The following is a 12,621-nucleotide window of genomic DNA, read 5'->3' on the forward strand; positions in this document are numbered from 1 at the left end:
GCGTCTTAAAAACATATTTAAATGTAACAAATCTATTGTGTCTTACAAATTTATTGCTTAAATAACTATATTACAGCTATAAATATATGTCAACAGAACTTGAAACGCAAAATAGTATAAAATGTTTCCTCATAAAAATACCGCCTGCAATTTCAGCAGACGGCATCTTCATAATCATGTTATTTCTTTTTAACGGGATAGCAAACCTCAGTGACGTATTCATTCGGGTTTTGTGTTTCATGTGGGCTGACATGATAGATATTGAAGGATAGTCCATCAAAATCATATCCATTATCTCTTACCCAAGTAGCTACAGTTTCATTTACTTCATCTACTTTTTCATAGCTTCCCTTGTAGATTGCAGAAGCAATCTCTATCGGAGGTTCAGTTTTAAAAATCACATTTTCTGTATTAGAATATTTGCCTTTAACAGATTTCTGAACCTCTACATCCACATCAGACTCCTTGTACTCTCCATCATGGAAGATAGCCATGGTGTAGCAAGGATCGCCATCCTGCATTTTAAGCATTGCAGTTTCCTGCATTAAGATTCCCCATAACATTCCCTCATGCTCATAAGAAGGAATTGTTTTTCTTACGCTTGCAACATATCGCTCAGGTAAAGTTTTTAAAGACACATTGTAATTCATAGCAGTTTCATCCTTTCTCATTCTTTGAATGGCTGTATCAAGAAGCAGTAAACGACGGTTTGTTTCTTTAGTCTCTTCTAGGACTTCTGCATATTTTATTGTCAAGAATTCAGCCAGTGCCTGTGGATTATCATAGCTTTTGAGAATTTCTCCAATGGCAGAAAGACTAAAACCCATATCCTTTAAAGATGTAATCCTACCCGCTGTTGGCAGTTGATCTTCACCATAATGTCGGTATCCAGTGAAGCTATCAGTCGTCTTTGGTATAAGCAAACCGATTTCATCGTAATGCCGTAGCATTCGTATACTAATCCTTGATAATTTCGAAAAATCACCTATTCTTAACATTTTTTATTTCCTCACATATATGTGTATTTTTGAGCTTATCTATATTGTAGAGTATATCATAATGTGAGAGTCAATAGTTATTTTAAAATTTATCTTTCACTTTCCTTTCCATACGATTTTTCCTTGTATCATTGCTCTTTGCCGCATTTATACAAACAACACACTTCTCAATTTAGGATATAAAAAACAACCTCTCAAATTGAAAGATTGCTCGTTGTAATTGGACTATATTTAAGGTTAAGAGACATGTGTTGCTTATTTTATGCACATCAATTCCGAAATAGCAATGCAAATTAAGGGCATATACATAAATAATAATGTTAGCCTTTGCCACATGCCCTCTCTTGCAATTATAGTATTCTTAAATTTTGGTTTTTCTGCTGCAATAAATAATATAAAAAAAATAAAAGCTAAAATAAAACATACAAGAAATATTATTCCGTCACATATAATTTTACCTTTGAAGGAAAGTATCGATAGCATTAAAGGTACAAATAACAAAAATATAAAACCAATTGATGCACCAACTCCATGAACCTTTGATGCTGTTGTGACAACCTCTTTACTTTCATTGACACTGAATAACCCTGAAATTATTCCTGCTCCTATTGCAAAAGTGCTCAACAACATAATAACAGAAATTGTTAGCCCTGTAGAAATAAACTGATATTTAATATATATTAATTTACTGGATAACAATAATAATACCCCTAGAAGAATTAACCAAAAATTATATATTTTATGTACTGGACTATTAGGATTTCCTAAAGAGCTCATAACAAAAGTTGAATGTGAATAACCTTTATAAAATGGAGCAAGAGTATATGGAACTATAAAGTCTCCTAAAACAGCTATTAATAATATGGCACTTAACACTTTGTTATTATCAAAAATCATTTCAAACACAGAAAAAACTTCCTTCACAAATAGTATAAATTAACTTTTTATCATATTGCTTAAATTCCATTTATTTCATTATACCATATTTAAATTTCAGCTACAATCTGTGTTTGAGAAAGAAATTCAAACACAAGAGTAATGACCAAAGCAAAAATAGCCATTCTGTTGCCTTTATCTTAATACTCTCAATACAAAATTACTTTAAGAACTCAATTACCTTATCTAGAAAAATCTCACCATCTAAATGTTCGATTTCATGACAAAAGCATTTTGCCATTTCTCCCTCTTCGGTCAAAATTATTTTCTCTCCGTTCTCATCAAGTGCTTGAATCGTAACCGACTGTGGACGAATTGTTTTTCCAAAACGTCCCGGATAGCTCAGGCAACCTTCAATACATTCCTGAGAGCCGCTGCTGCCAATAATTTTAGGGTTAACTAATTTTAAACACTTACCATCAAAATCAATTACTACAAGGCGACGCAAAATACCCACTTGATTAGCTGCTAATGCAGCTCCATTAGGAGTTGTATGAAGTGTTTCCATCATATCCTCTAAAAGAGTGCGTACATGATCATCTACTATAATAACCTCCTCATATAGTCAAGCTTTTTTCCTTGAAAAATCAAGGTTTTTTGTTTCTTTATCTCAGATAAATGGCCATAGTCATGGATATTTCTTGTATCGAGTACTAAAATAGTGGTATTAGGGTACACGAAGTAAAACGTCTTTGTTTTTCGCTTTACATGGCCTTGTGTATACCCATCCCTCTATGGCAGCTAACCTCCTGTATCCACCAGGATCTCCATCCGTTTCCGCATGCGTCCTAACTACCTTCGTCCTGCCTATCCATAACCAGGGTGTCAGCTTAGCTCCTTAACAGGGTCTATGCCCTATGGAAAATATTCCTGCCGACTACTGGCTCATTCTTTGTTTTGATTACTGATTTTGCTCCTACAACAGCGTTGTTTCCAACGGACGTTTTCCTGTTGCTTTCTGTTTATTGTATAGCCACATTTGTGGCAGTTTCCAGCTTAACCTCTTGTTTACTATTTATCGTGGCTGGATTTAATTGTCAAGGGCTTGCCGCTTTAGCGGTACTAACGTACCCTTGATAATTAAATTCAACCGCGATATCTTTCAACAGAGGTTTAAGCTTATTGCTTTACTTTTTATGCTGCCTGTGCTGATATCGGTGGTCTCTTGATGTCTCCAAGCATTTTTACAGGATCATAGCTGACTCCTGTTGTTAGAATCTTGTAAATCACCCTAAGCAACTTACAGGCAACTGCAATCAGCGACTGCATCTTCTTCAATGGATTATTCTGTCTGGTCGTATAATAATGGTGCAGTTCCCTGAACTCTTTATTTTTTCCAACTAATGACATTGCAACCTCAAACAGCAGATATCTCAGTCTCTTGCGACCACGTCTGCTTATCGTTGTCTCGCCCTTATGTTTTCCAGAACTGTTCTCCACCAGTGCATATCCTGCTAGCTTCTGTATCTGTTTTGGGTTATCAAAACGTCTTATGTCACCCACTTCAGCTATAAATCCAGATACGGTCTTACTTCCAATACCTTTAATTTCCAGCAACTTATCTGTGTATGAAATTCCACTCATCAAGTCTTCTATTAGAGCCATTAGTTCATTGACTCTTTTACTATAAACCTCATAATCACTGAGCAGATTTTTTATTTCCATACGTGCTGCTGTCAAACCTTCCTGACTGCCAATGCTATGCTCTGCAGCTGCTACCAAGGTCTTTGCCCTCTTTCGTCCAGCGCCTCTCAGCTTTGCGTCCCGCCAGATTTTGTTCACTCCTTCCACACCTAACGCTGCAATGTCTGCTGGCAATGGTGCCTGTGCTAAAATCATCAATCCGCTTTTTGCATCTTTCTTCCCATAAACGTCTTTATACTCTGGAAAGTAAATGCTGAACCATCTTGCAATCCTATTAAGAACTCTTGTAAGTTCCTCCTGCGCCTGAAATCTCAGGTTTGAAGCCGTCCTAAGCTCTGCATAGACACCTTCCGGAAGGTAAGGGTAAGAGAATCGCCCCTCATTGATTAGTCCTGCGATTACTTTCGGATCCTTGCGATCAGTCTTTGTTGGATTGTTATCATCTAGTTCTTTGGATTTCTTTACGTGATGAGGATTGACAAGCACCGGTCTCATGCCGTTGTCCTGTAGGAACTTTCCTAGTGCAAACCAGTAGTGTCCTGTTGGCTCCATCCCTGGAAGTACAGCCTGTTTCTCATGCTTTTCTCCCAGTTCATGCATCCATGCCAAAAAACTGTTAAATCCAGCTTCTGTATTACTGAATGAGAAGGCCTTCTTTGAGTACTCATAACCTCTCCAGTCAAAAGCTCTGGCATAGTGTAGTTCACTTCCGACATCAATACCAACCACTAAAGTTTTTTCTGTAATAGTTCCTAATTTTGCGTTCTGTGTGTTATAATTCATTTCTAGATACCTCTCTGTTTAATAAGATTTTTTACTAACCGGCAAAGTCAGTAATCTTATTGTACACTGAGGTATTTTTTTCTCAACCTTCTTTCTTGGAATTCCTTATATTTGAATTATACAGGAAGCTCCTTGCATCTTTTTTCTAATATTTCATCACCATCAAAACGAATCTCACGAATTGCCATTATAATCCCCCCCTGCTTCTTTCGGCACGTGATTTTTTAGTGCTTTCCTCAAACAAAAAAACTTCCTCAATTGTACACCCAAACGCCTTTGCAATGTCATATGCAATCCATATAGATGGTTCAAACTTCTCTGTTTCAATGGCATTAACAGCTTGTCTAGATGTGCCTATTAAATTGCCCAATTGTTCCTGTGTCAGCCCTTTTTTCTCTCGTAATTCTTTAATACGATTTTTCATAAGCCAATTTTTCTCCTTTTGCCGTTTGCAAAGTAATGTTAACCTTACTTTAATTTTATCAACAGTTACAGTATATGTCAAGTTAACATTACAAAAATCAAACCTCATGCAAAAACGCTTTTTGTCTGCTGCCTTGAACAACTATTGTAATATTTGTAAAAATATATTAAAATTACATCAATGTTAAATGAACTAATTTACTATAAAGAGAAAGGATACGAAGTATGGATAATTACTATGCCGGAAAATTAAATTCTCAAATGTTGTATCAAGTATATGAAACACAAATTCCTCGTGTCAAGCAGTACTTACAAGCGGAGATAGATTTTGTCAAGGAAAATCTATCAAAAACACAAAGCGTTTTGGAGCTTGGAGCCGGATATGGTCGAATTATTAAGGAATTGGCTCCCTTCTGCGGATCTATTGTCGGAATAGATATCTCGGTGGAAAGCGTTGAGTTAGGCAGAGAGTATCTCAAAGACTGCCCAAACGCGAGCATAGTTGCGATGAATGTCCACAAAATGAACTTCCATAGGCCATTTGATGTCATTTTATGCCTGCAAAACGGGTTGTCTGCCATGCGTGCTGATTCCACCGTAATTAATAAAATTCTTGAAACGTTGGCACCGGGCGGGACGGCTTATTTCAGCAGTTATAGTGCTAAATTTTGGGATTTTCGCCTGAAATGGTTTGAAGAGCAATCCTCCAAAGGGCTTTTGGGTGAAATTGACTATGCAAAAACCCAAAACGGTGTGATTGTCTGCAAAGGAGGCTTTGAGGCAACAACCTATTCACCTGAGGACTTACAGAAAATTGGCGAGGAGTCAGGATGTCCCTACTGGGTGCAAGAGGTGGATGAATCTAGCCTATTTCTAATTATCCATAAGAACTGACTAAAAAAACTCCCTCTAGTACTCAATGTGTTGAGTAAAAGGGAGTTCTAACTTTACATTTCTTGGTTTATTTAATTATAGCCGATCCAAAATTCTGCTTGCCCAAATACAAGTTTCTATTGATTTTTCATAGTTGCCTACTGCGTATATTACCAATAATAATGCAACAAAATGCTAATGCTGAAAAAAAGTAGGGTATATCTGTAAGGACGTTTAACCACAAAAATGCTACAGCCCAACTGTACCAGATTGTCCTTATCCCTTTATTTTCCATAGAAAACTTACCTCCATTATCATTTTAGTTCGCCTAATTCCACAAATATGTAATCGTTTGTATTAATTTATACCATACTTTTTCTTCTAAAATTCATTAATTCTTCAATATAAATCAGTTCCGAATATACAAGTCTCTTTTAATAATTCTCACTTTCCCATCGTCTTAATACCATAAGCTGCTCTGGTGTATGGAACCAATGCTCACCATCCTCCATCACCGTCAGTTCATTTTTAAAACAGCTAACAAAATTATCCACAATATATCGACTGGTAAGATTATCTTTACTTGCATAAAGAATTGCTGTTGGTGCCTTCCAATCTGCTATCGGATGCATCTTAGCATACTGATAATACTCCCAATCCAAAGTTTCTCCAAAACTGGTTGGTATCACTTTTTGTTCTTCTAAATCTTTTTCAGTTATTGATGCCCATTGCATCATATCCTTTATTAATTGTTCCATATCTAGAACAGGGGAAACAAACAGGTTCTTCACCAAGGTTTCATTATAAAACGCTTGCATTCCAAACCATGCTCCTATGCTATTAGCTCTCAAGGAAATCTGATTCCAACTCTCTTTTGCAAATTCCATAACAAATCTCAGTTCCGGCACTATTTTCCACGGCACAAACAAATCCATCTCATCTTTCCGCTCTCCGTGTCCAGGCAAATCAATGCTAAGAACTTGATACCCCTTGGGACAGACAATCTCTGCAAAAGCCTCTGCCTCTTCCTTATAGCCACATTTACCGTGAATATAAAGATATAAATTTATTGATGTATCTCCATATAAGACTGCCGGAATATTTTCTATTTTTATGTTTTGTTTTTTCATATTATAACCTACCATTTCCTTATAGACTTATTCATAATTTTCGTAATCATACTACACCTTTAAATATTATTATACCGTCTTTCTCTGTTTTTTCAACTATGTCAGTAAGTTCATATGGCGATGTATCCTCAAGAATTCTTCTCCCTCGTTTCATTTATGTCACTGACATTAGTTTTATTGAAAACTCCAAACCCTCAACGCAGCCATATTCTATATCTAAAATATCTCAGTTTTAATGCAGAAAGATTAGTTTAAATACTGCCAACATCATACCTTAATTTTACAACAGACAAATAGTTTGCCTAATTTATTATACCAAGCAGCTCTGGTATAGTTGTTTATACATTTGGATAGGCTACAATTAACTGTATATTTTTCATAATCTCTTAAGAAGTATACGAAAGAACAACTGCTCTCTTGGCGAGGAAAACAGACTGAATCACAGCCACACAACAACAGACCTAAGACATTATATAGACATATTAAAAGATGCTTTTTATAGTTAATTAAGTATTTCAAGGAGGGAAAATAAATGATCACAGTAGAACACCTATATCATTCCTATTCCAATGACGAAACATATGCCGTTAAAGATGTAAGCTTCGAGATTCCCAAGGGCGAAGTCTTTGGTTTCCTTGGCCCGTCTGGGGCTGGAAAATCAACGACCCAGGGTATTCTCACAGGGCTTTTGAAATTGCAGAAAGGCCATGTTACAGTAGCCGGTTACGATATAGAAAAGATTAAACAGGAAATGTTCAATCAGATTGGCGTTTCCTTCGAGCAATCCAATGTATACAGCAAAATGACTGCTTTAGAGAATCTAAAATTTTATGCCAAACTGTTTGATGTTCCTACAAGAAACCCCCAAAAACTGTTAGAGTTGGTAGGCCTGAACAGCAAGGGTGATATCCGAGCCAGTGAATTTTCTAAGGGAATGAAGCATCGGCTCACATTTGCCCGTTCCATGCTTAACAATCCTGAACTGTGGTTTTTGGATGAACCCACCACCGGATTGGATCCTGCCATTGCCTCGATTATTAAAGGTATTATCAGAGAAGAGAATAAGAAGGGAGTCACTATTTTTCTAACTACTCACAACATGTATATCGCCGATGAGCTGTGTGATCGCGTAGCTTTTATTGTCGAAGGTGAGATCAAGCTTATCGATAGTCCCAAAAATTTGAAGCTCAAGTACGGTCAAGACTTGGTCAAAGTGGAATATGGAGAAAACAGCCGTTTACAAAGTGAAACCTTATCCACCATCGATGAAAAGGACAAAAAAAAGCTCATAGAGCTGATTGAAAAAGAGAATATACGTACCATGCATACCAAAGAGGCAACACTTGAAGAAATTTTCATAAAAGTGACCGGAAGGGAGCTGATGTAAATGAAGCTGTGGTCCAGTTTCGTCAAAGAACTAACTATCGCATTACGGGGATTCTATTTCTACATCGAGATAGCGATGGCATTTATCATGCTGTTGTTACTGTTGTTTGTAGTGCCGGAACAATTTAACAGCAAAGAAAATGAATATCTGTATCTGGACTTTCCGACTGCATCTATTAAAAAATCATACATTGAAGCATTCGAAGATTTGGACGGACAGCCGGAGGTCGTAACACTGAAAGTTGAAAAAAATGAAATCAACACCCTGCTCTATGAAACGGCGAATAAGAAGATCTATCTCTTGGAGTCCGAGGAAGACATGATACTACTGGCCGAAAATAAGCATGAGATTGGCGCCGCCGTCACCATGGACGAAGGCAACTACGAAATGCATTACACCTACTATCTGCAGGGTAATGAAACAGATAGGCTAAAAAGTTTGCTGATGATCATCCACGGACAGGATGACGAGCTGCTTAGCAATGCGGTGGAAAATCAGGAGATACGCAGTCTATCCAATGCAGGCACACAACTTACCGACAGAGAAAATCTGCTGCCCGTTTTTCTAACATTCAACGGGGCTCTGATGGGCTTTTTTATCATTGCAGCTTACATTTTTCTGGATAAAAAGGAAGGCGTTATAAAAGCCTATGCCGTCACACCGTCCCCGGTGTGGAAGTACCTGCTGAGCAAGGTCATGGTTCTGACAACAACTATGCTGCTGACATCCCTTGTAATAATCGTACCGTTAATGGGTATGCGTATCAATTACTTGATGCTGCTAGCTTTTCTGATACCTACGGGGCTGTTTGCCTCCGGGCTGGGCCTTATGATAGCAGGATACTATAACAGCATGGTCAAATCATTTGGGGTCATGTACCTGATTATGATCGCAATGGGCATTCCGGTCCTTGCATACTTCTCGCCAAGCTGGGACCCCTTGTGGCTGAAGTTCATCCCCAGCTACTATATCGTATCCGGTTTCAAAGAAATTTTTATTAATGGCGATATGGGATTTGTCCTGCTGATTGCACTGGGATATCTTGCGGCAGCCGTCCTTCTGTTCGCATGGTCGAATGCCCGCTTTAAGCGGACACTATTGGTATAGGAGGTACAGTATGTTAAAAAAGATATTTGCTATATTTGGAAGGGACATTAATATGAGTATACGGGATTTTATGTCCCTTATGATGATTGCTATCCCCATTATTATGGCCATTGCGGTAAATCTATTCGCACCCGGAATCGAAGATACCACCGTTAATCTTGCCTTCCTCAAAGGGGAAAACCCGGAAATGGTTTCATATCTCAAAGAATATGCCAATGTTCAACAGTATGAGGACTACGAAGCGCTTAAGACACGGATCATGAAAAGGGATAATCTTATTGGCATCGTCGGTGAAGGAAGTGACTCCTATATTCTGGTACAGGGCAACGAGCCAAATGAGGTGGTGGAATATGCCAAGGTACTCAAGACCTTCTTCGAATACGACCGCCAGCCAGAAGATTCCACTGCGACGATAAAAGAGTTTGGTGTAAAGACACCGCCTGTCAAGATGCTGTGGGCAAACATTGGAATTCTTCTAATGACTGTACTGGCAGGCATGCTAATTTCATTGAATATCGTGGACGAGAAGATGGACAATACCGTCAGCGCAATCAACGTAACACCTGTTTCGCGTATGGTATGGATATTCAGTAAAAGCCTGCTCGGTATCTTATTAGCGCTGGCAGGCTGTATAGCCATGTTACTGATTATGGGAGTAACGGGTAATATTAACTTTATCCAGCTGTTAATCTTTGTGTTAGTCTCTTCGCTGATAAGCATTATGATTGGCTTCCTGGAAGGGCTAACCAGCGATGATGTTATGACGGCAATGGCATCTACCAAGATGATTATGCTCCCGTTAGCGGCGTCGGTCGCCGGATACGAATTTCTAGCGACTAAATGGCAGTGGGTGCTGTATTGGTCTCCCTTCTACTGGATATACAAGGGCAACATCGCCATCCTAAACGGTAGTATGACATGGATTAATCTTCTGCTGACCAGCGGTATCGTACTAGCAATTACAGCTCTGGTATTCGCCTATACGGCTCCCCGCATACGCAAGGGGCTGGAACACTGACAATACCCAAAAGGTGCGACTCAGACAAATCATCTGTGGCGCGCCTTTTGCCATACCATATTCTAACCTTAATAATATTTTTTATTTAATTCTCCTTCTTCTTTTAGTGTTTTTGATTGTTTATTCAATACCACCTGAAGCTTCTAATTTGAATTCACCAATTACAGTTTTACCATCACTTGCATATAACGGTATTACTCGTTTCCCGTTATGCTTTTCTTGCCAATTAACGGCTTCCTCTGGCGTACTAAATTCTGGTCCATATAAATCGTTACTTAAAATATAACCATATGTACCATCTATGCCTTGTGCAGCTATAAGATCAGGTGAATCTTCTGATTCTAAGCCATATGTTTGTCCATTTTCATTTGTTCCTTTTAATAAATGGAAATCGAGCACTTGCGGAAAAACTATTTTAATCGATGTTCCAATTAAAGCAATAAATATTGTACAAATGGTTAAATATTTAAACAACTTACTCTTTAATATCTTCATTTTGTGTCTCTCCTATGTCAAAACTTGTTAAAACTAAATACTTATAGAATATTTAACTAAAATTAACCCCCAAAGGAATCACCTCCAAACAAAACACATCGCACTGAATTATTAGCAATTATGTCTTTCAATTTTATCCGTCATATATATAGACCATCCGTTTTTTTATTTTGCAACAATATTTAAAATTCCTATAAAACTAGTTTGTTATACTTTTCGCAATTTTAATAATTTCTTCTTGCTCTATATAGCCTTCTATTATGAAAATATATTCATCAAATTTAAAAACCAAGGTACTATGACCATTTTTACTGAATATACTTCCATTTAATCCGTTAATAAACACACTTGTTTCCGTTCTATTTTCCGTATCGATTCCTGTTTTTGCATCCTTATCAAAATAACAGTAATTAATTATTTCATTGTTTTTATTTATATATGATATTTCAACTCCACTATCATTAATAAATGTACTTTTAATTTCATAGCCTTCTGGCAAATAATGAGGGTAATATTTTTCATTTAACTCCGCCGGTACATCCGTATTATTGTTTTCTGATAATGATATTAAAGAAAACTTTTCCTTCTGCTCCATAATAAAATTTAATACATTGATTTTAAATGCTTCTACTGTGTTAAATGCTACTGCAAATCCTACCACTACTACAGCAATTAAAACTGCTGCTTTTAATGCAAGCTTTTTTATTAATTTCTGCTTTTGTTTTCTTTTCTCTTTTTTTTCACATTCTTTTATCATTCCCAATATTTTTTTATCCAGCTCTTCCTGATCCGGGTTAGCCATAGTTTCATCATCTCGTAATTTATCATAAATCTTTTTATCTTCTTCAGACAAAAGTATTGCAGCTTTTCTGAGTAAAATTTCTCCGTATTCATCATTAAAGTTACTTTTCACTATATTCACTTCCTTTCAGCCTATCCGCCAACATCCTCAGCGCTCTTGTTTTATACATTCTAACGCTGTTTGTTTGCACTCCTATAGTTTTAGCTATCTGGTCGTCGTCAAATTCATAAACATACTTTAATTTCAGAACCATCTTATATTTATCAGGCATATTTTCTAATGCCACCAAAATATCGGAGGAGCTGCTTCTTTCTAACACACTTTCGTAATCATCATATGCATCTAAGTCAGATAATTCATCACTATCTATGTATTCTAGACTTTCTTTTTCTTTATACTTTTTAAGCATCATTGTATTATAAGAGTTTCTAACTATAGAGACCATATAAGAATCCATTTTGCAACAATTTATTTTTTTGACAGCATCAATACATTTTATTATCTTTTCAAAAGAAATTTGGAGCAGTTCATCTGCCTCATCTTTATTCTTTGTCAAGTACATTGCATATTTCCACATATACTTATTATGTTTTATATACAATTCCTCAATAAAATTTCTTTCATTTTCATCCTTAATAGCCATTATAATTGCAATAACCACAATTATCCCCCCATTTATCTTCTATATTTTCCTGGTGCTTTATTTTACTCTATACATGTTTTTTACTTCTTGTTTTCCAAAATGTATTTAGTTTTTCAGTGATCTTAAAATATCCATATTATAGAATCCAACATGTAAATAAAAAAATCTAGTCCATATTATACTGTTACAAATAATATATCATAAAATTTTCCATTTTTCGATATATTATTTAATTATAAACTGCCAACAATAAAAATCTCAGCGCTGAAATTTTTAGTCTTAGTAGTTTTATAGCATTGGTAGGATTTACACCCCCACTTAATTCTTCATACTGCATAATTCTTTGTTATTATCCAATTTTCATAAAACAAACCCGTACAAA

At 36.6% G+C, this 12,621-nt stretch carries 12 protein-coding genes and 1 pseudogene; 4 read left to right on the forward strand and 9 right to left on the reverse strand.

Annotation, left to right across the window (positions count from 1 at the left end):
• Positions 1–179: 179 nt before the first annotated feature.
• The 5 genes and pseudogenes from RBQ61_RS00630 to RBQ61_RS00650 form a co-directional block, all read right to left on the reverse strand.
• Positions 180–998, reverse strand: coding sequence for a MerR family transcriptional regulator (locus tag RBQ61_RS00630; RefSeq protein ID WP_308138621.1), 819 nt, complete (start codon positions 996–998; stop codon positions 180–182).
• A gap of 255 nt (positions 999–1,253) precedes the next feature.
• Complete coding sequence (locus RBQ61_RS00635; protein WP_308140077.1) at positions 1,254–1,895, reverse strand: DUF998 domain-containing protein; 642 nt, start codon at positions 1,893–1,895, stop codon at positions 1,254–1,256.
• Positions 1,896–2,094: 199 nt separating this feature from the next.
• Positions 2,095–2,493, reverse strand: a pseudogene (gene def / locus RBQ61_RS00640) (peptide deformylase); the annotation flags it as partial.
• A gap of 575 nt (positions 2,494–3,068) precedes the next feature.
• Positions 3,069–4,361, reverse strand: a complete 1,293-nt coding sequence (locus RBQ61_RS00645; RefSeq protein ID WP_308137223.1) for an IS110 family transposase — start codon at positions 4,359–4,361, stop codon at positions 3,069–3,071.
• A gap of 187 nt (positions 4,362–4,548) precedes the next feature.
• Entirely contained in the window at positions 4,549–4,785 is a 237-nt protein-coding gene (locus RBQ61_RS00650) for a helix-turn-helix transcriptional regulator (RefSeq protein WP_308138622.1), read from the reverse strand.
• 224 nt (positions 4,786–5,009) lie between these two features.
• On the opposite strand from RBQ61_RS00650, the gene RBQ61_RS00655 reads away from it, so the two are divergent.
• Positions 5,010–5,678 (forward strand): bifunctional 2-polyprenyl-6-hydroxyphenol methylase/3-demethylubiquinol 3-O-methyltransferase UbiG, encoded by a 669-nt coding sequence (locus tag RBQ61_RS00655; RefSeq protein ID WP_308138623.1) that lies wholly within the window; start codon positions 5,010–5,012, stop codon positions 5,676–5,678.
• Positions 5,679–6,091: 413 nt separating this feature from the next.
• On the opposite strand, the gene RBQ61_RS00660 is transcribed toward RBQ61_RS00655, so the two are convergent.
• Positions 6,092–6,787, reverse strand: a complete 696-nt coding sequence (locus tag RBQ61_RS00660; RefSeq protein ID WP_308138624.1) for a carboxylesterase — start codon at positions 6,785–6,787, stop codon at positions 6,092–6,094.
• A gap of 532 nt (positions 6,788–7,319) precedes the next feature.
• On the opposite strand from RBQ61_RS00660, the gene RBQ61_RS00665 reads away from it, so the two are divergent.
• Genes RBQ61_RS00665 through RBQ61_RS00675 form a run of 3 tightly spaced genes read left to right on the forward strand, consistent with a single transcriptional unit; the run spans position 7,320 to position 10,299 of the window.
• Positions 7,320–8,174 carry an ABC transporter ATP-binding protein gene (locus RBQ61_RS00665; RefSeq protein ID WP_308138625.1) on the forward strand — a complete coding sequence of 285 codons (855 nt, stop codon included), beginning with the start codon at positions 7,320–7,322 and terminating at the stop codon, positions 8,172–8,174.
• Entirely contained in the window at positions 8,175–9,281 is a 1,107-nt protein-coding gene (locus tag RBQ61_RS00670) for an ABC transporter permease (RefSeq protein WP_308138626.1), read from the forward strand.
• A 10-nt stretch (positions 9,282–9,291) separates the two neighbouring features.
• Positions 9,292–10,299 carry an ABC transporter permease gene (locus RBQ61_RS00675; protein ID WP_308138627.1) on the forward strand — a complete coding sequence of 336 codons (1,008 nt, stop codon included), beginning with the start codon at positions 9,292–9,294 and terminating at the stop codon, positions 10,297–10,299.
• A 120-nt stretch (positions 10,300–10,419) separates the two neighbouring features.
• Here the strand turns inward: RBQ61_RS00675 and RBQ61_RS00680 are convergent, their stop codons facing one another.
• From RBQ61_RS00680 to RBQ61_RS00690, 3 genes are all read right to left on the reverse strand, one after another.
• Complete coding sequence (locus RBQ61_RS00680; protein ID WP_308138628.1) at positions 10,420–10,794, reverse strand: hypothetical protein; 375 nt, start codon at positions 10,792–10,794, stop codon at positions 10,420–10,422.
• A 199-nt stretch (positions 10,795–10,993) separates the two neighbouring features.
• On the reverse strand, positions 10,994–11,707 hold the full coding sequence (locus tag RBQ61_RS00685; protein ID WP_308138629.1) for a DUF4367 domain-containing protein: 714 nt from the start codon (positions 11,705–11,707) through the stop codon (positions 10,994–10,996).
• Positions 11,697–12,257, reverse strand: coding sequence for an RNA polymerase sigma factor (locus RBQ61_RS00690; RefSeq protein WP_308138630.1), 561 nt, complete (start codon positions 12,255–12,257; stop codon positions 11,697–11,699). The genes RBQ61_RS00685 and RBQ61_RS00690 overlap by 11 nt, the downstream gene beginning before the upstream one ends.
• Between the last annotated feature and the right edge of the window lie 364 nt (positions 12,258–12,621).

The organism is Sedimentibacter sp. MB35-C1 (assembly GCF_030913635.1).
In the GTDB taxonomy this organism is placed as follows: domain Bacteria; phylum Bacillota; class Clostridia; order Tissierellales; family Sedimentibacteraceae; genus Sedimentibacter.